The following is an 18,148-nucleotide window of genomic DNA, read 5'->3' on the forward strand; positions in this document are numbered from 1 at the left end:
ATTAAACTATCCCCAGCGCCTTTCCCGCGCTGCTTTCAACATAATTAGCTGTATCAGGCCTATCTTCTTTAAGTTTTTTCTTTTTTGCTTCATCTTGATATATTGGCTTGATGGCCTTTTCTGTAATATGGTTGGATAACGCAGGGTTGCTTTCATGTAATTTGGATAGCGTTGAGGGATTCATTTTTCCACCTTTTTCAGTTATGGATTTTTTAATAAATCCTTGAACCGCCGCTTGACCGGAATTGGGACTTTCTCCGCCAAGCGATTCAGATTGTATCTTTGACAGTCCATCCTTTGTGAAAGAAATATATTTTTCAAGCGCCGCTTTTGCCGCTTCGTCTTTTTTCCCTAAAGGAGCGGCGTTAAATGCCATAGAAGCCGCGATATCCGGCCTGGCCGACAAAAGATCTCCTTCTTGTCCGTGTCTTTGGGCGATTTTAATCGCTTTTTGAATCTCTTCGTGGGTATAGCCCGTCTTTTCGTTTTCCTTAAACGCTTTTTTCTCGGCTAAAATTTGAGCGATAGCCACTTTCGCTCTCCCGTCAACCGCCATGCTTGTCCGTTGAAGGTTGTCGGTGGTATAACTCTTGTATTTTTCTTTTTCTTTTCCTGTTGCCGCTCTTTCTATTTCTGAAAGAGAACGGAGTCCTCTGCCACCTTGCTTCATTAATGTCTTGGCTCCAGTTAATTTGCCCGTCCATCCCATTCGTTCGGCCGCGGCGCTCAACTTTTCTCCAGCCCAGCCAGATGGTATCGCGCCCGCTCTTAACGCTTTTCTCTTTCCCCAATCACCAGCTCCTTTTCCTGCGTTTTGCGCCATTTTTATTACTCCAGCGGCGCCATAAATGCTCAATTTTTGCGCGACGATAATTCCTCCAAAAAGAAATCCAGTGGCGGCTAAATATTGCATCAACACATTTGGTGAAGACATAAGACCATTCCAAAAAGTTTCTTTCCATCCTGTCGCCTCAACAATGCTTGCCATTTCATCATTAATAATATTAGAAAGCGAGTCGCTATTAGTCGCTTCAACCGCTAAATAGATAAAAAAGGCGTAAATAGGGGCGAAAAAAGACCATTTAAAAAAATTACTCCACCATTTTCTAAAAAGATCTTCTGTTGCGGGCAAAACCCACATAGCCCAAGCCATGGGCGCTAAAATTAACAAAATCCAAAGCGTAATCATTCTAACTATTAAAAAGAAAGCGCCTATGCCGACCGCGATTGAAGCAAGAAATAAAAAAACTACAGAGGCAAGCTGGGTAAAAATCAACATCAAAACCCCAGCTGCGCCGGCTGCTAATTTTTCTCCAGCATCGGCATTTTCATTTATAGACAAAGCGCTTGATACTTTCATAAGTTTTGCCAATTGCTCCGTAAAGCCCATTTCAGAAGTTACTTCCTCGTAAAAAAAATGAGTTGCGACTTGAGTAAAATCAATAATTACGCCACCAATAACTAAACTAAAATTAATCAAAAGGGCGGCGATAATAAGTTTTGGCAGTAATTTTTTTACATCATACGACTCTATTTTTAAGGCGGTCGCTCCAGCAATAATGATGAGTCCTATGACAAAAAGCATATTTGCCACATCGCGCGTAATTCCCCATCCTGTTTTCACAATACTAATATTTGTAAACTTTTCTAATCCAAAAGCCATTTCCAAAAGCATTGACGCGAGATAAAAAATGATGGAAAAAATAGAGGTAAATACAACGCCAATCGCGCTGATAACGCCTGAAACAACTCCAAAAAAAGCATTTTCCGCCCAACTTGCCCTCGCCTCCCCCGCGCTAAAAACAAAAATACCAAAAGCGCTCACCGCCAAAATGAGCGACAAACTCGCGATAATTTTTTTGTGTTTTAGAAAGAAGTTAGACATTAATGCAAATCGTCTTAATTATCTCGCGCTGCTGCCGCGAGGCGATTTTTTTCGTCAATACACGCAGTTGCTTTTGCTTTGGCTTCTTCTATTATTTCATTGGCAGCTTCTAATTCAGCGTAAATCGTGCCGGAATTAGGATAGGTTGGGTCTCCTATTTCTCCCGCGAGATCAGAGTACAACATTAGCACTTCCGTAAGAGCGTCATAAATTTCATCGGACAAGTCATCAATTCTAGTCGCTGTTTCGTTAAGATTAACAGAGGTTAGAAGAGGGTTTAATACTATTAAAATATCTTGGACATCTCCAATAACAACCTCTTTCGCGACATCAATATCATCTTGCGCCGCGATTATTTCATCTGTTTCTATTCCTGAACTTTCTTCGTACAGAGCTTCCCATTCTCTTATTTCAACAATTAAATCTTCAACGGAAAACATAGCAACGCTAACTAATGAAATTGCTTCGTTAGCATTAAAAATATCTTCTTCTAATTGATTAATTTCTTCTTCAATAGAAGGCAAGATATTATTAATAATTTCTGCTTTTGTGCTTGAAGCCCAAGTGTAATTATCTGCGATCACACCTGAACATTCCGCCATGGTTGTTTCCAAGAAAGGAATAGCGTCTTCATAAGCGTCATAGACCAAATTCCACGCGACCAAGGTTTCTTCTTGCTTCGGAATGAGGTAATCATCAAGCGTTTCTTCAAGAGAATTTAAGTTAGTTATTAATTCGTTGGCGGACGCTTCAGCCGTGTAATTGTCCTCTGTGTCTACGATTTCAGGCAAATTTTCTGATTCGCCCGTATCGCCGTATTTGGGCGAAGGCACAGCATCCGCCTGAAGAAGCCCTTTGCCTTCGGTAAGAATTCGGTTAATTAAAGCGTCGGCGATTGCTTGGATATATACCGCGTAAGGTCCTGTTTTTGACAATGCCGCTCCTATATATGTGTTCATTTTATCAAAAGCGGTAGTGACTGATTTACTGGCAACATCCTTTACCACCGAAGCAGGAGTATTGATTTGGCATATTTTAGAACAAGGCGCGGTGTATCCTGCTGTAGTAAACCCTTTATTATTTGGGTCTGGCTGGCAATCACTAGGCAGAGACGGCGAACCCCAGACATCTGTTTGCGTTTCAACTAAATCTCCATCCGCGCTATACCAATAGCAATCCTTGGGACTTAAAAATCCTTCGCCCATTTCTAAATCCTTTTGCGCGTTATTTATTTCTTGCGTCATAACTCTTACTTTTTCGTCTTTGGCGAGTAGATAAGCTCCCGCAAAAGTGTTTTGCGGTTTCGTCAATTCAATCCATCCCTTCCATCCGCCGGTCGTAAAGTCGTCATAAAAATCATCTATATTATCCACAATATCCGTAAGCGTGCATTCGGCTTCGGTTTCAAATGTTGGCACATCCCTTAAAGCGATTTTTATATCCAGATCAAACGGTTCGCAAAGCCACCCCGCGCCTAAATATTGGTCAACAAAATTTCCACCAGCGTTATTAGCCGCTCTTCCTAGCCAATCATCCAGCCCTTCAGATAAAAATCTTGGTTCTGTCCCGTTTTGAATCCACGCGGTAATATCGTTCGTTAATTGGGCGAGTATTTGATGCAAAAGGACATTCAAGAGAACCGCGGCCGCCCAGGTAATAAGATCTTGCGCTTTCTTCCAAATAGTCCAAGCCGCTATTGTTTTTAAAGAAAGATCGGACAATTTGTCGTACGAGCTTTTGATATAATTCCACACATTGTCCAATACGGTTTGGAAGACGGTTGTCCATGACAATGACTCGGTATTTGTAACGGGTATTGCCGCCGCTTTTTTAGGAATAAGAAAAACTGCTCCCATTACTGAAAAAAGCAAGCAAACAATTAAAGCTGTGGAAGTAAATTTTTGTAAAATTGTTTTTTGAAAAAATATCATTTTTGACGACTTTCTAAATCTACCACTATCTCCTCAATCAAACTGCGTAAGTTTTTAGCAGTTTCTTCAAATTTTTTCAAAATAAGTATTCCCTTAAGAGGGTCTTTTTCATGTTCAGGAATATGCTGATAAACTTTAGACATTGACCAAAAAACAGAAAGCGTCTTTTTGTGAATATCAACCCAGTCCAAAGGAATTGGCTCGTTTAATATTGCTTGGTATGATTGTAAATAACTTTCCGCCAAGCAATCAGCTCCCTCAAAATTATTTGTTTCAATAAATTTTTGAATAATATCGGCATCGTCCCCAATGCTTACTATTGGGCATTTCACGATATCTTTTGTCCTGTCTTGAAGTCGTCCGGCATAATTGCGAATAGCGTCTAAATTATTCTCTTTTGTGGTTTGGAATTCAAAACCTTCCTTTTGGTAAGAAGGGATAAACTCTGATAAAAAATTAGCGGAGGATTTTCGTAGGGCTTTAGCGACATTTTCATCTGCCGCTTCTTCAACTGTTTTTTCTAACAAAGCGAGATCTTGAATATTGGGCAAACCAAAAGAATCATTGCTCATTTGTTTGCCTATAAGATAAGTCAACATTTGGCTTAAATTTCCAGGGTCTGGTCTTTCCATTTTTTTGCTGTCGCTTTTATCCGCGCTCGCTAATTTATCATCAGGCGCTTTTTTGAGTGGGTCGTATCCGGAGGCAACTTCTTCTCCGTCCGAATAACCGTCTCCATCCGTATCTGGATTGCGAGGGTCTGTTTTATGAATTTTTTCTTCCCAGTCATCTAACCCGTCATGGTCTGGGTCATTAGTCATGCTTTCAGCGCTTAAATTTTGGGTGATAAGTTGTTCAAGAAAATTAGCCCGGCTTGATTTGCTTTTCAAAACCAAATATCCGCCGACGGATATGCCCGCTAGCAATGTCAAAACGACCGCAATGATATAAAACTTTCTTTTAAACTGGTTCATTGATAGTATTATACAATACTTTACAGCATTTCCCAAGTTCGTTCTTTTTACTTATCCACAGCGTGACAAGGAAAAATTCATTTTTGGGTCGCGGGGCTTGACAAAACATTGCTCTTGCGGTTATAATAAGGAAAATAAATTTTCTTTAACATTTTACATAAGGAGGCGGAGACAATGGATAGATTAATAAAAAGATTTTCGTTTTTAGTTTTTTTGGCGCTTTTGCCTTTAGTAATAACGGGCTGCGCTGAAACACTTCTTGCCACCAGTTTGGGAGTAGCCGCGTGGCAAGGACATCGGATAGAAACTGATGCTGACGCGGAAGATGTGGCTAAAGTCGACATAGATCAGACCGAAACGGCGGCGATGGCGGTTGCTGAAGAAATGGGAATTACCATATCAGGAAGAGAACAGGAAAAAATAGGAGAAGTTTTGCTTATCGGAAGTTCGCCTCGTCATGAGAAAGTTCATATTATCCTTTCGTCGTTTTCTAATAAAATGACGAAAGTTCAAGCCAGGGCGAGAAAAAGCAAAATAGGTATCCCTTTTACTCGTAACAAGGACTATACTTACGCGGAAGAAATCGTTAAAGCGATTAAGGAAAAATGTCGCGGTGGAACAATCGCTAATAAAGGCGATTCTGATGTTGTTGACGCAGTCACAGGGGCGACAATTCAAATCAGCAATATCCGCGAAGGACCGGGCGCGAATTACAAAATTGTCGCGGTCGCGCCGAAGGGCGCCGAGTTAATTTTCCTCAATGAAGAGGGAAATTGGCTAAAAGTTAAATTAGTAAAAACTGGACGAATCGGGTATATTTACAATACTCTTGTTCGTCCAAACGGGATTTAATGGAATCGGTTAATAGGCGCTGGGATTCAAAAAAATCATCCCAGCGCTTTTTCATTTTCTATTTTTCTTGACATATTCATTAAAATACTGTATGACTAAACCAGTAACTTAACAACTAAACTTAAGAAAAGGGGGTATAGATATGAAAAGATTAAGATTTTTGACAATAGCAGCAATAGTGGCAATGGCGCTTTTCCCAATTTATTGTTTCGCGGGAGGTCTCCCCTCCCCAAAGCCGGGGATGGTTATTATCGCGAACGCGACAAAAGCAGATAGAGAAATATGGCTTTTCGCTGGCTCTTACGGCGTTGACGACCTAAAGACCTGCGACGAAAGAGGGAATCAGGTCTTTGCTGTTTCTCCTTTGAAATTGCTTCAAATAGGAGGAAGAGACCTTATCTTCAAGTCGGAGGAAATTATTTCTCCCCAAACGCGAGGACAATGGAGGAGTAATTTCATTCTTCCTTGTAGTTATATGAGATTTAAGGGCGGCAAAATGGCGAGTCAAACGGCTGTTGTTTATCTCAAGCCGAACAGTCGCTATACTCTTTATGTCCGCGACTTGCGGGTAAACGGCGCGTTTTTAGGCGAGAGGGCGATTTTTGTTAAGACAAGTTATAACGCCACTCGTGATTCGTGCAAATCCTACCTCGGAACAATTTGGGCAGACGAAATCATTGACTTGCCCGATGTCGACACAAGCGGTCCAGCGAGATTCGGAATTAAAATCCAAATTGAACCGTAAAAAAGGAGGTAAAAAATGAAAAGCATTCTCGTGATATTTTTTCTTGGTTGTTTCGCGGCGTGCGCTTATCAGTCGCCACCAATCATATACAAATCGCAAAACCCGAGGATTGTTATTAAAGAAATTCCTACAGGCGAAAAAGCAGAACAGAAGGAAGAATTTTTTGAGACATCTTATGTTTATCCAGACCTAACGAGGGGATGTATAGAAAATCAGGCGTTCCCGTATATTCCGAAGGTTTTTCTAATAGCAAACGGGCAAAGAATTACCCTAATCGGACCAGAAACAGGTCCGCCAGAATTCAATCCAAACGAAATCAGAGAATTCAATCTTCCTCCCGGCGAGCACTTTCTCCACATTGAGAGATGGCAATATTTTTCCGCCTACGGAGGATGGAAAAAAATTCCAAAAACGGAAATAATTAAAGTTTCAGTCGCTCAATTTAAAGAGGACGATTTAAGCAGATGGGCGACCGAGTACTACGGCTGGCGCGTGATTGTCTATGACAAGCGCACAACCGTTTACGGTGGGTACCAATAACAGGCGATTAAGGGACAGTCCCTCGCGACGAGGGACTGTCCCTGTCATAATCTTTAGCCCTGATTTGGCAGAATAAATCAGGGCTTTTTTTATTTTCTTATTTGGCAGTTTTAAACAAAGGTGATAAAATTTAAATCCAAGGTCAGATCTCAAGTGTATAATTGAGATTATAGAATATGTCATCTTTTTCCCTTAAAATTATCGCCGTAATTACTATGGTCGCGGACCATGTCGGTTTTTTGTTCTTTCCTCATATATTATGGCTAAGAATTATAGGAAGAATTTCATTGCCAATTTTTGCGTTTCTTATAGGCGAAGGCTATGAAAAAACGAGCAATGTAAAAAAATATTTTTTTCGTCTTGCAATATTTGCCCTTATCTCTTTTGTGCCGCATTATTTCCTTTTTAAGGTCGGCAGCGCTCCGTACTCAGGAGGATTTAATATATTTTTTACGCTTACCGCTGGATTATTAGGACTAATTGCATTAAATCGATACTCTACTTTTACGGGCATAACCGCGCTAATTGGGATAGCAACAGTTGCAGAGTTGCTGCGGTTTGATTACGGAGCATACGGAGTGCTCCTTATCTGCGCTTTGCGCGGGTTTAGACGCCACAAGATTAGAGATATTGCTTTTGTTGTTATTTTAATCGCGATTTCAGTCTCATTCAAAATTCCACCTGGAACAAATTCACTGCAATATTTTTCTCTATTTGCTTTACTCCCTATTTTTTTCTACAACGGCGCTCACGGTATGCGTTTTCCCCGCATGTGGTTTTACTGGTTCTATCCGGCGCACATTCTAATTCTTATATTCTTAAAAATTTATATGTAATAATCCAATCCAATCTTCAATCGTTAACCTTTCGGCCCTGATTTGAACATCTAAACCAAGTTCAATCAGGGCTTTTTTTATTTCCTCTTTATTAATTTTTAGCTTTTCCGATAAATTATTCGCCAACTGCTTGCGCGGTCTGGAAAATCCCGCTTTAACTAAGCGGAAAAATTTTTTCATATCAATATCTTTTGGCTTGCGGATATCGCTAATTTTGACAACAGCCGAATCAACTTTTGGTTTGGGCCAAAACGATTGTTTTGGAACATCATAAAGAAGTTCAGGACGGCTATATATTTGAACGGAGACCGAGAGCAGGGTCATTTTACCTTGTGAGGCGCATATTCTCCGCGCGACTTCTCTTTGCATTAAGAAAATAATTGTTCGCGGAGGATTTTCCGATTCCAGCAATTTTCTAATAAGAAAAGAAGTTAAATAATATGGAATATTAGCGACAATTTTGTAGGGCGCGGAGATAATGGGGGCTGCCCCCGCGGCGGGGGCAGCCCCCATTATCTTCAAAATATCACCAACTATAATTTCTACATTATCCAAATCGCCCAAATTTTCTTTTAGTATCTCGGCGACTTTTTTATCTTTTTCCACGGCGATTACTTTTTTCGCTTTTTGGGCTATTTTCCTCGTCAAGGCGCCTAAGCCAGGTCCGACCTCCAGAACAATATCCTCCGAAGAAATTTCGGCCGCCTTAACCATCTGGTCAACCACTCCTTCGTCAACCAAAAAATTCTGCCCCAGGACTTTGTTGGGACGGATGTTGTATTGTTTGAGGAGTTTTTTAATATTATTTTTAGTTTTCATATCTATATTCTACCAATTCTTCCGGAATGTTGGAAATAAATCGCGAGGGCGGGTTCGCCATCGTTTGTCCATAGAGGCATCGGCGCGCGGCGAAGGTTAGATACGCCTTTTGTTTGGCTCGGGTAATTCCGACATAGCAGAGCCGCCTTTCTTCTTCTATTTGTTCGGTCGCCAGCAAACTTCTTGAATGGGGAAAAATTCCTTCTTCGCAGCCGACAATAAAAACAACGGGAAATTCCAATCCTTTAGCGCAATGGAGGGTCATTAAATTGATTATTCCCTTCTCTCGCGAGAGTTCATCCGCCCCAGTGAGCAAAATAATTTCTTCTAAAAATTGTTCTAGTCCTTTTTCTTTTTCAAGCGAATCATATTTGCCAGCAATCGTAAGGAGTTCTTGAATATTTTCCCATCGTCTCTCCCCTTCTTCCGTTGTCGGCGAAATCTTTCTGACATAATTTTCGTATTCGGTCTTGTTAATAATTATTTTAATCAATTCTGTCAGCGGTTCTTTTTGGCTCGCGTCTTTGAGTTCGTTGATTAGTTGAGCGAAATTTTTAATTTTGGCGTTTTTGCTTTCAAAAACCATGCTCGCTCTATCGGAAATTTCCTTTTGGACGGTAATTTTGCCGATGCCTCGCGGCGGAGTATTGATAACTCTTTTCAATCCAGCCAAGTCATCTGGGTTGGAGATTATTTTCAAGTAAGCCAAAATGTCTTTAACCTCTTTTCTTTCGTAAAACCTGACAGAGCCAACAATTTTATAAGGTAAGCCCGCCTTAAGAAATGCCTCTTCAATCGCGCGTGATTGGGCGTTGGTTCTGTAAAGGACAGCAAAGTCGTTTAAATTAAGCCCTTCCGCGCTCATCAATCCCACTATTTCCTCAATTAAAAAATCGCCTTCTTCTGTTTCGTTATTTGTTTGAATGATATTAATGAGCGCGCCTTCTGGATTTCTGGTCCAAAGTTTTTTTTCTTTGCGTTGAGTGTTTTTGGCAATAATGTGATGGCTCGCTTCTAAAATATTTTTAGTTGAACGATAATTTTCTTCAAGCAAGACCAATTTTGCTTCAGGATAATTCTTTTCAAAATTAAGAATATTTCTAAAATCAGCTCCGCGCCAACTATAAATACTTTGGTCAGTGTCGGCGATAAACCAAAGATTTTTGTGCTTTTCGGCAAGCATTTTTATGAGCGCGTATTGGCTAAAATTCGTGTCATGCGCCTCGTCAACCGAAAGATACTGCCATTTGTTTTGGTATTTTTCCAAAACCGATGGGTTTTCTCTCAAGAGTTTTTCGGTCAGCATAATTAAGTCGTCAAAATCAAGGGCGTTGGATTTTTTGAGCGCCGCTTGATACGCTAAATATATTTTAGCGACGGTTTTTGGAAAATATTCTCGCGCTTGTTCCGCGTAAGAGTTGGCGTCTATTAATTCATCTTTGGCGCGCGAAATCGCCGCTTGAACGGAGGCGGGTTTGAATTGGTCAGGGCTAATTTCCAAGTCCTTAATTGCTTTTTTAATTAAAGAAAGTTGATCGGTCGTGTCATAAATAACAAAATTATTTTTGTATCCCTCTTTACCGTCAAGAGAAAGTTTGCCGATGTCTCGTCTCAAAATTCTTAAACAAATAGAATGAAAAGTGCCGATAGTGGGTTCGGGGACAGTCCCCTTTCTTGGGGACTGTCCCCAGTCGTCAAGTAATTTCCTTACCCGATCCCTCATTTCTTCGGCGGCCTTGTTGGTAAAAGTAACGGCTAATATATTTTCTGGGTAAATTCCTTTTTGAATTAAATAAACAATGCGATGAGTCAGGCATCTTGTTTTACCCGAACCAGGACCCGCGATAACTAAAACCGGCCCCCTTGTCGCGGCGGCCGCCTCCCTCTGTTTTGGATTGAGAGATGATAAAATATCCATTGCTAATTTACTCAACTTCCCGCCAATTCTCGGCGCGGCGGCTGCCTCCTGGTCCGCTGGTGAAATTAACATTTTCTAAGCCCGTTTCATAACTAATAACCGCGTTGTTATCTAAAGCAATCTGGTAGGCGGTCGCTTCTCTGATTAAAATATTGTTATGCAAATGGATTAGGCCTTGCGAAGCGTAGAAAATCGCTCCCTGGGCGTTATTACTCACATCAACGGCTGGACTAGCTATATCCAAAGAATTATTAGTAGAAAGAAGCATAATAAAGCTTCCTTCTTGTCCCGAGCCCTGTAAATTGGCGTTGTTTCCCACAGTAATTCTGCCATCGCTAATAATTATTCCGCTCGTTGAGCCAAAACTATCGTCTAATTTAACTGTCGCTTTATTTCTGATAATAATATCTCCTTCCACATAAATCAATCCCGTAATGTTCAAAATAGAACTGTTGTCAATAATCATATTACCCGTAATTTTAATCGGTCCTAAAGAATCCGCTCCTCCATCAAGAAGGTAATCGCCAGAAAATGTTTCGCTCTCCGCCCCGTCGTTTTTCCAATTGTCTATTTGCTCTTGAGAAATAGGTAGGTCTTTGGCTTCAATTTCATTAGGTCCCATATCTTCAGAACTTCCGTAATCGCAATTAACAATACTGCCGCCTGAAACATAGTGGAGAACGCCCGTAATGTCAGAGTCCTGACAGGAATGCGTATAAAGATCACCTCCGACATTAACGCTGTCAATTTTGTTTCCATTAATGGCGATCGTGACTGTGTCGGTTATTTCGCTTACCCCTCCTCCGAGCGGGAGAATACTTCCATTAGAAAAAACGTTGCCTTCAACGCGGCTATTATTGCCCATAATCATTCCTCCTTCGCCGACTTGAGCGCCATAAAAGAAAGAAACATCATCGGTCGTCACAAGATAAGCAACGCTTAGTTTTCTAATTCGTCCGTCGGCGTTGCCTCGCGAAGTTATTGTTTGAGAGCCGCCGATTAAATCCGATATTTCAACAACGGTTGAATTGTTTTCTACTGATAAACTATTTGGGCTGGGAAAAAGCATTCCTTCTTTGAGGCGCAGCAAACTATCTTCAAGGCCTGATTCGGCGGCGTAATAACTTTCAATTGATTTGATTTTATCCCGCGCGCTAATCAAACTATTAAACGCTGAAAAACTTAAGCCAGAACCAACAATTAAGCCGATTGATAAAATCAGCATAATGCTTAACAACAAAGCCCCTCCTTTTTCTCGCGCGTTTATTTTTATTATTTTAGTCATTGCGTAAATTGGCTGAAGAAACCAATGTGGTTGTCGCTTGGTAAGCGATTTTTCCACTTGGGCTGTTATAGGCGGCTGATAGTTCGATTCTAATCGATTCGCCTCCGCTGGTTGTTAAACGGCTAAACGATAAATTATTTATTTTAATATTTTCCGCGGTGAGTGCTTCTGCTTCAACACCTTCTCTTTTTAAGCAAATCCGATTGTTTTCGTCTAAATAAAAATCAAGATAAGTTATTTCTTCGCCAAAAGGAGCGTTTTCAGTCGTTTTCAAAGAGAGTTGGCCTGGATGGCTGTCAAAAAAACTGGTTGATGAGTATACATCTTGAGCGCGTCTAATCTCCCAAAGCATTATTTCCATAGATCGTTGGCTATTTTCCAAAACTTCTCTGCTAATTCTAATTTTCGCTTGGACATTAATTAAATTAAAAACAAATAAAGTCAGCAAACTAACCACAATACCTAAAACGGCCACATAAATAATCAGTTCAATTAAAGTAAATCCTTTTTTGTTGTTCATTTCCAATTGGTTAGATAAGTTGTTAGATTAATTTGTTCCGTTTTTTCTCGGTTATTCCACTCAACCGTAGCCGTTATTTTTTTAGTTAGAAAATCTTCCGCGCCTAAGGAACCAATATTGTCATTCGCGTCTCTATAAACCCTTTCCAAAACAAACCAACGATCGTAAATTCCATTAATTGAACCAGGGTTAGTTGGGGTTAATGTCCATTTATTTTCCGAAATAATCGGGTAATATCTTGTTTCAAAAGACAAATTGGCGAGATTGTCCCAATTTTCGTCTCGCGCGGCGCGAACAGCTTCTATTGTTTCACTAGCTAAGCCGCTTGCTTCTATTTTCGCTTGACTCTCTTCTTGAATTTTTAGACCGAATTTGGCCAATTCCAAAAACCCCCAAAAAGCCGTAGTAATGACAGCCAAACTAACAATCACTTCAATCATACCAATCCCTTTTTGTTGTTTGTAATTTTTCATTGCGCTTTAATAGTTCCTCCGTAGACGCCGACAGAAATTTCTCCTTCGGCTGTATAGGAAATGATGTCTTTACCGTCCATGAGAACTTGCAAGGGCTTGTTATTTGTATCTTGAGCGCGGTGAACGCAGAGTGTCGTCTCAAACGCGTCTAAAAAATGCGTGTGAATGCGCAATTCTTGATTTTCTCCATTAACATCAATTGATCCCGACCAGTCAAATTCTGTCTGGTCTAAATTAAAATAGTCAGCCATAGCGATATTAACTGTTTTTTCTGGTGTATCCGGGAAATACAACGACAAAACAGAGGCGCCCTGGATGCTCCAAATTAATTCTGAATGAATGTGTCTAGTATCAGTTAATCTATTAGCGATACAGCAAGCGTCAAGAATTGTTCCTAATTCAACTTGTCCAGAAGGGTGAATATTGATGGTTTTATTTTCGTCTGGTTGGGAAATAATTCTTAATTCAACAACGCCGCCTTGTTGAGTGGTTCCGCTGATTCGTTGAAAGACAGTGCTGCTTGCCGCGCCAGTCAAATCAATATTATAGATTTCTAAACGAGATGGTAATTGATAGACCTTATTATCACCCGCTTCTTCTTGATAGACATCTCCTTTGAATAAAATATATTTATCCTGTTCAAAATGTATTCCATATTGAGAAGCGTCCTCCGAAGCCAAGGTCTTAGTTCTAGCAAGCTCAAGAATAGTTAAAATATTTTGGCTATGGTTTTGCAATTCTGTCTTTCTCTCAAAAAGACGAAACCCAACAACAGCCATGCCAATCAAAATCCCCGCAATCCCCAAAACAACCAAAACTTCAACCAGCGAAAAACCACTATTATCTACAAAATAATTTTTATTTTTTTTAATCATACGCTTCCCATCATTGAGTACATCGGCTGGATCATCGAAACGGCGAAGAAACCGACAGCGGCTCCGACAACTAACATAATAATTGGCTCAATGATTGAGGAGAGATTTTTTGTAATATTATCTATTTCTTCCTCGTAAAAATCGGCTAAATTATTTAAAATACCCGCCAAATCGCCTGTTTTCTCGCCGACGCTAGTCATTTGGATAATCATTGGCGCGTAAAGGTTTGTATAGCATGACAGGGTTTCGCTTAATTCTTTCCCCTTTTTTACTTGTTGCGCGGAAGCGATGAGGGATTCTTTGAAGTATAAATTAGATAAAGTCCCAGCCGTTATTTCCAGCGATTTTACGATCGCCACTCCGCTTTCAACCAAAGAGCTGAAATTTCGAGCGAATCTGGCGGAATTAATTTTTCTGGAAAGGGAGCCGAAAATAGGCAGATGCAAGATAATATTGTGCAGAAATTTTTTGACAGATTTAATTCTCATTGATAATCGCGCGAAAAAAATAAAAACAGATAAAAAAATAAAACTAAAAATAAGATTGTGCTGTAAAAAATTGCTCACGCCGATAATGACTCGCGTGCTGAGCGGCAATTCTATTTTCATTTCAACGAAGACCTCCGTTAGTTTCGGAACCACCACAATCATCATAATAATTCCGATGCCGATCATAGCTGCGATAATGACCGCGGGATAAATCATCGCTCCCCTAACCCTGCTAATTAAATCATGGTCTTTTTTCATCTGTTCAGCGAGGCTTCGAAGAATTTCATTGAGATTCCCGCTTGTCTCGCCGATTTTAACCATATTCACATACAAATCGTTAAAAACGCCAGAATGTTTCGCGAGCGATTCGCTAAATGATTTTCCTTGCTGAATGTCTGTCGCGACTTGGTTGATGATTTTTTTAAATTTGGGGCTTTTTGTTTGTTGCGCCAAAACATCAAGCGCTTGGTTAAGAGAGAGACCGGCTTTAATCATAATCGCGAGATTTCGGCTGAACATCATTTTTTCAACTAACGAAATGTGCCCAAATTGTTCAACAAATTTTTTAAAATTAAATCGGTCGGTCGTTTCTTCAATTTCGGCCAATTTAGCTGAAATCAAAACAAGCCCTTGTTTTCGCAAAAAGGCGGCTAATTCATAATCGTTCGCCGCTTCCGATTGACCCGCCTCGGTCTCACCCTCTTTGGTTTTAGCGGTGTAGATGTAAAGCATAATTCTATTCTTTCGTTACTCTTAGAATTTCCTCAATAGAAGTTAGACCCTGCGCTGCCTTAATCATTCCGTCTTCAAGCATCGTGAGCATTCCCTCTTTTTGGGCTTGTTCTTGAATATTATCCGCGTCGGCTTCTTTTACGATTAAGTCCTTAATCGCTTCGCTCACTTCAAGAACTTCAAAAATACCGACTCTTCCTTTGTATCCCTCGTCGTTTTTTTCCGTCTTGCCTGGACGATAAAATTCTATGTCCGTCCAGTCATAATTCGGCTTGATAATTTTTTCTTTTTTTAGAACCTTAAGAATTTTGCTCATATCAAATTCTTTTTCTAAACTTTTAATTTCATCTTGGCTTAGGGTGTATTTTTTCTTGGTTTCGGGAATAAGGCGGCGAACTAGCCGTTTGGCGATAATAATATTTGTCGTTGAAGCGATTAAAAACGGCTCGGCGCCCATATCAATCAGGCGCGGGAAAGAGCCGGCGGCGCTGTTGGTGTGCAGCGTGGAAAGAACTAAGTGGCCGGTCAAAGCGGCGTTAATCGCGAGACCTGCCGTTTCTTCGTCTCTAATTTCCCCGACTAAAATAATGTCTGGGTCCTGGCGAACTAAAGCGCGCAATCCATTGGCGAACGAAAGACCGATTTGGGGCATGACCTGCGTTTGGTTGATTCTTGGCATGCGATATTCAATTGGGTCTTCTACACTTGAGATATTAACGCCTGGTTCGTTAAGAATATCCATAATTGTGTAAAGGGCGGTTGTCTTGCCGCAACCAGTTGGTCCGGTAACTAAAATTAATCCATTTGGTTTTTTAACGCTCTGGTGAACCTTTTCCAATGCTTCGCCTCTCAACCCTAATTTTTCCAAAGTCAGACCCTTGGCGTCTTCGGGCAACAACCGCAAGACAATTTTTTCGCCGTCATAAACGGGCAGAATTGAGACCCTAAAAGATATTTTGTAATCCTTGGTTTCAATTTTGAAGCGACCATCTTGAGGTAGGCGATGTTCGTCTAATTTTAGATTTGACAAAACTTTGATGCGGGCGACAACGCCAGAAGTAATGTTTTTAGGAAGAGTCATTGCGTCATGTAAGATGCCGTCAATTCGATAGCGGACAATAACTTCTTTTTCAAGTGGTTCTATGTGAATATCCGAGGCCTGCTGTAAAATAGCATGCTTTAAAAGGGTCTCGACAATTTTAATAATCGGCATTTGTTCAGCTGCTTCCTTAAGGTCTTTGTGGCTTTCTTCTTTCCCTTTTTCAGGCAAGATGGCTATTTCGGCCTCTTTTTTAATTAAATCGCTAAACTCCGCTTTGAGCGTTTTTTGGTATTGCGCGAGAGCGTTCTTGATACTAATAGGATTAGTTAGCCGCGGTAGAATTTTAAGGTCGGATTTTTTCTTAATAAATTCAATTGTTTGAATATCCTCCGGATTTAGCATCGCTACCTCCAATTCTCTGCCTTTCTTTCTAAAAGCGATAATGTTATGTCTCCGCGCAATAGGTTCGGGGATGATTTGAAGAATTTCATCAGGGATGGTCTCTTTTTCTAAATTGACGAAAGGAATTCCCAAAATGTACGCTTCTAATCTAATTAATTGTTCTTGGGTGATTAATTTTTCTTTAACCAAAAAATGGGCCAATTGTTCTTTGGTTTCTTTTGCTTTTTTTTCGGCCTCCTTTAAATTTTCTTTAGCGATCAATCCTGCGTCAAGAATAAAGGCCTTTAATTGCGAATCTTCAACATGCATAAGTAAAATTAAAAATTTTACTTTAAAACTTCTTCTATTTTCTTAACAATCTCGCTTAGCTCATAGTTGGCCTTGACTAAGTAGGTTTTGGCTCCCAGCGAAATGGCTTTTTCAACATCCACACTTCCCTCTAAGTTAGTTAAAACGATAACAGGAATGTTTTTAGTCGCTTCGTCTCTTTGAAGTTCTTCAAGAACTTCAAAGCCATTCATTTTAGGCAGAATTAGATCAAGAAGAATTATATCTGGCTGAAATTTCTTGGCCATTTTAATACCCAGCTCGCCATCCATAGCGCCTTTTATTTCATAGCCGGAGTTTTCTAAAAACTTATCAACTGTCTTTTGCAAAGTTGGCTCATCCTCAATGAAAAGAATTTTTTTCATAAAATATAATACTAATCTACAAATTTATTCGAATATTGCGAATAAATCATTCGCGCTATTCGCATTTCATTCATAAATTCGCATTTTGTTTAATTTGTTTTTTGTTTACAATTGGCAATTCAAACCAAAAAGTTGTTCCTTTATTTTCTTGACTCTTAAATCCCATTTTCCCCTTTGAGGCGTTAATGATGGATTTTGCGATAAAAAGGCCCAATCCCGTTCCCTGGGTTTGATACTTCATAACATTTTGGCTTCGGAAGAATTTTTGAAAAATTCTTTTTTGGTCATCTTTAGGAATTCCCACCCCTTGGTCTTGAATTTCGTATCTAATAAAATTTCCTTTTTCGGTTAGTCGGATTTTTACATCTCCTCCCCCTTTGGTGTATCTAATCGCGTTATCCATTAAATTTCGTAAAACTAATTCTATCCCTTGGCGGTCGGTAAAAGCGGGCTTTAAATTTTTTTTAAATGTGAAAAACAATTTAACATTGTTGGCTTTTGAAAATTCTTTATATTCCTTAACTAAATCCTGAATAATTTTTTCTAAATGAACGGGTCCTGGCTCCATATTCAACCGTCCCTGTTCAACGCGAGAGATATTAAGGAGATCGTTGACCAAGTTTATCATCCGCTGATTGTTTTCTTCAATCATTTCCAATTTTCTGTTTTGCTCGCCTGTCAAAGGAAATGTCGTCTCATTCTTCATTAAGTTAATTGTCCACTTAATGCCCGTCAATGGCGTTCTTAATTGATGTGAAGCGATGCTGACAAATTCTGTTTTTAATCGGTTGGCCTCAACCAATCTTTCAAATCCCTGAACAATCAAATAGTTGAAGATCATTAGGACGGCGGCCATGGCGAGAACAATCAAAGCGACAATCTCGGGGCTGGCATATTTGATCGCGACAACATAAGTGCTAATTGTGACAATTAAAGTTACTATACCTGTTAGAAAAGTTAAAAAACTGGGACATTGCCAAATGCTTAAATTATATTTTTGACACTGTTTGGAGAAATTAAATTGCTCGCAAACATTTTTTAAAATTGTATTTTCCATTGCTTTAAATTATATCACAAATTTAAAAAACAATCTATCAACAGCAAAGATAGGTCTCGATTTCGTAATTAAAGGTCAGACC

General features: G+C 39.9%; 17 protein-coding genes. 4 read left to right on the plus strand and 13 right to left on the minus strand.

Features of this window, described 5'->3' with window-relative positions:
- Position 1 precedes the first annotated feature (1 nt).
- The 3 genes from KKF19_01780 to KKF19_01790 are packed head-to-tail and all read right to left on the minus strand — an operon-like array spanning position 2 to position 4,790.
- Positions 2–1,885: a hypothetical protein gene (locus tag KKF19_01780; protein ID MBU2579674.1), complete on the minus strand. Its 1,884-nt coding sequence runs from the start codon at positions 1,883–1,885 to the stop codon at positions 2–4.
- 14 nt (positions 1,886–1,899) lie between these two features.
- A complete protein-coding gene (locus KKF19_01785; protein ID MBU2579675.1) occupies positions 1,900–3,816 on the minus strand; it encodes a hypothetical protein in 1,917 nt (638 codons plus the stop codon).
- Complete coding sequence (locus tag KKF19_01790) at positions 3,813–4,790, minus strand: thrombospondin type 3 repeat-containing protein (protein ID MBU2579676.1); 978 nt, start codon at positions 4,788–4,790, stop codon at positions 3,813–3,815. The genes KKF19_01785 and KKF19_01790 overlap by 4 nt, the downstream gene beginning before the upstream one ends.
- Positions 4,791–4,964: 174 nt before the next feature.
- Here KKF19_01790 and KKF19_01795 point away from each other — a divergent pair, with 174 nt between their 5' ends.
- From KKF19_01795 to KKF19_01810, 4 genes are all read left to right on the plus strand, one after another.
- Positions 4,965–5,642: an SH3 domain-containing protein gene (locus tag KKF19_01795; protein MBU2579677.1), complete on the plus strand. Its 678-nt coding sequence runs from the start codon at positions 4,965–4,967 to the stop codon at positions 5,640–5,642.
- 142 nt (positions 5,643–5,784) lie between these two features.
- Entirely contained in the window at positions 5,785–6,387 is a 603-nt protein-coding gene (locus KKF19_01800; protein ID MBU2579678.1) for a hypothetical protein, read from the plus strand.
- A 15-nt stretch (positions 6,388–6,402) separates the two neighbouring features.
- Positions 6,403–6,927, plus strand: a complete 525-nt coding sequence (locus KKF19_01805; protein MBU2579679.1) for a hypothetical protein — start codon at positions 6,403–6,405, stop codon at positions 6,925–6,927.
- A 176-nt stretch (positions 6,928–7,103) separates the two neighbouring features.
- Positions 7,104–7,763, plus strand: coding sequence for a conjugal transfer protein TraX (locus tag KKF19_01810; GenBank protein MBU2579680.1), 660 nt, complete (start codon positions 7,104–7,106; stop codon positions 7,761–7,763).
- Here the strand turns inward: KKF19_01810 and rsmA are convergent.
- From rsmA to KKF19_01860, 10 genes are all read right to left on the minus strand, one after another.
- On the minus strand, positions 7,746–8,582 hold the full coding sequence (gene rsmA / locus KKF19_01815; protein ID MBU2579681.1) for a ribosomal RNA small subunit methyltransferase A: 837 nt from the start codon (positions 8,580–8,582) through the stop codon (positions 7,746–7,748). The two genes, KKF19_01810 and rsmA, sit on opposite strands and share 18 nt — an antisense overlap.
- Positions 8,572–10,572 carry a UvrD-helicase domain-containing protein gene (locus KKF19_01820; protein ID MBU2579682.1) on the minus strand — a complete coding sequence of 667 codons (2,001 nt, stop codon included), beginning with the start codon at positions 10,570–10,572 and terminating at the stop codon, positions 8,572–8,574. Before KKF19_01820 ends, rsmA begins: the two co-directional genes overlap by 11 nt.
- On the minus strand, positions 10,508–11,785 hold the full coding sequence (locus tag KKF19_01825) for a hypothetical protein (GenBank protein MBU2579683.1): 1,278 nt from the start codon (positions 11,783–11,785) through the stop codon (positions 10,508–10,510). The genes KKF19_01820 and KKF19_01825 overlap by 65 nt, the downstream gene beginning before the upstream one ends.
- Positions 11,778–12,305, minus strand: coding sequence for a type II secretion system GspH family protein (locus KKF19_01830; GenBank protein MBU2579684.1), 528 nt, complete (start codon positions 12,303–12,305; stop codon positions 11,778–11,780). The genes KKF19_01825 and KKF19_01830 overlap by 8 nt, the downstream gene beginning before the upstream one ends.
- On the minus strand, positions 12,302–12,778 hold the full coding sequence (locus KKF19_01835; protein ID MBU2579685.1) for a hypothetical protein: 477 nt from the start codon (positions 12,776–12,778) through the stop codon (positions 12,302–12,304). Before KKF19_01835 ends, KKF19_01830 begins: the two co-directional genes overlap by 4 nt.
- Positions 12,775–13,653, minus strand: a complete 879-nt coding sequence (locus KKF19_01840) for a prepilin-type N-terminal cleavage/methylation domain-containing protein (GenBank protein ID MBU2579686.1) — start codon at positions 13,651–13,653, stop codon at positions 12,775–12,777. Before KKF19_01840 ends, KKF19_01835 begins: the two co-directional genes overlap by 4 nt.
- The gene (locus KKF19_01845) at positions 13,650–14,873 is read right to left on the minus strand and encodes a type II secretion system F family protein (protein MBU2579687.1); all 1,224 of its coding nucleotides are present in this window, start codon (positions 14,871–14,873) and stop codon (positions 13,650–13,652) included. The genes KKF19_01840 and KKF19_01845 overlap by 4 nt, the downstream gene beginning before the upstream one ends.
- A gap of 4 nt (positions 14,874–14,877) precedes the next feature.
- Positions 14,878–16,626: a Flp pilus assembly complex ATPase component TadA gene (gene tadA, locus KKF19_01850; GenBank protein ID MBU2579688.1), complete on the minus strand. Its 1,749-nt coding sequence runs from the start codon at positions 16,624–16,626 to the stop codon at positions 14,878–14,880.
- A gap of 17 nt (positions 16,627–16,643) precedes the next feature.
- A complete protein-coding gene (locus tag KKF19_01855; protein MBU2579689.1) occupies positions 16,644–17,009 on the minus strand; it encodes a response regulator in 366 nt (121 codons plus the stop codon).
- A gap of 70 nt (positions 17,010–17,079) precedes the next feature.
- On the minus strand, positions 17,080–18,066 hold the full coding sequence (locus tag KKF19_01860; GenBank protein MBU2579690.1) for a HAMP domain-containing histidine kinase: 987 nt from the start codon (positions 18,064–18,066) through the stop codon (positions 17,080–17,082).
- Positions 18,067–18,148 lie beyond the last annotated feature (82 nt).

The organism is Patescibacteria group bacterium, from assembly GCA_018830295.1.
Classification (GTDB): Bacteria; Patescibacteriota; Minisyncoccia; order Portnoybacterales; family UBA2143; genus JAHJSM01.

Bases quoted from the DNA above. Each gene is read 5' to 3' on its own strand.
- KKF19_01820 (MBU2579682.1), bottom strand. From the start codon at position 10,572: ATGTTAATTTCACCAGCGGACCAGGAGGCAGCCGCCGCGCCGAGAATT.
- KKF19_01795 (MBU2579677.1), top strand. From the start codon at position 4,965: ATGGATAGATTAATAAAAAGATTTTCGTTTTTAGTTTTTTTGGCGCTT.
- KKF19_01860 (MBU2579690.1), bottom strand. From the start codon at position 18,066: ATGGAAAATACAATTTTAAAAAATGTTTGCGAGCAATTTAATTTCTCC.
- rsmA (MBU2579681.1), bottom strand. From the start codon at position 8,582: ATGAAAACTAAAAATAATATTAAAAAACTCCTCAAACAATACAACATC.
- KKF19_01785 (MBU2579675.1), bottom strand. From the start codon at position 3,816: ATGATATTTTTTCAAAAAACAATTTTACAAAAATTTACTTCCACAGCT.
- KKF19_01840 (MBU2579686.1), bottom strand. From the start codon at position 13,653: ATGATTAAAAAAAATAAAAATTATTTTGTAGATAATAGTGGTTTTTCG.
- KKF19_01780 (MBU2579674.1), bottom strand. From the start codon at position 1,885: ATGTCTAACTTCTTTCTAAAACACAAAAAAATTATCGCGAGTTTGTCG.
- KKF19_01805 (MBU2579679.1), top strand. From the start codon at position 6,403: ATGAAAAGCATTCTCGTGATATTTTTTCTTGGTTGTTTCGCGGCGTGC.
- KKF19_01810 (MBU2579680.1), top strand. From the start codon at position 7,104: ATGTCATCTTTTTCCCTTAAAATTATCGCCGTAATTACTATGGTCGCG.
- KKF19_01855 (MBU2579689.1), bottom strand. From the start codon at position 17,009: ATGAAAAAAATTCTTTTCATTGAGGATGAGCCAACTTTGCAAAAGACA.
- KKF19_01845 (MBU2579687.1), bottom strand. From the start codon at position 14,873: ATGCTTTACATCTACACCGCTAAAACCAAAGAGGGTGAGACCGAGGCG.
- KKF19_01835 (MBU2579685.1), bottom strand. From the start codon at position 12,778: ATGAAAAATTACAAACAACAAAAAGGGATTGGTATGATTGAAGTGATT.
- KKF19_01800 (MBU2579678.1), top strand. From the start codon at position 5,785: ATGAAAAGATTAAGATTTTTGACAATAGCAGCAATAGTGGCAATGGCG.
- KKF19_01790 (MBU2579676.1), bottom strand. From the start codon at position 4,790: ATGAACCAGTTTAAAAGAAAGTTTTATATCATTGCGGTCGTTTTGACA.
- tadA (MBU2579688.1), bottom strand. From the start codon at position 16,626: ATGCATGTTGAAGATTCGCAATTAAAGGCCTTTATTCTTGACGCAGGA.
- KKF19_01830 (MBU2579684.1), bottom strand. From the start codon at position 12,305: ATGAACAACAAAAAAGGATTTACTTTAATTGAACTGATTATTTATGTG.
- KKF19_01825 (MBU2579683.1), bottom strand. From the start codon at position 11,785: ATGACTAAAATAATAAAAATAAACGCGCGAGAAAAAGGAGGGGCTTTG.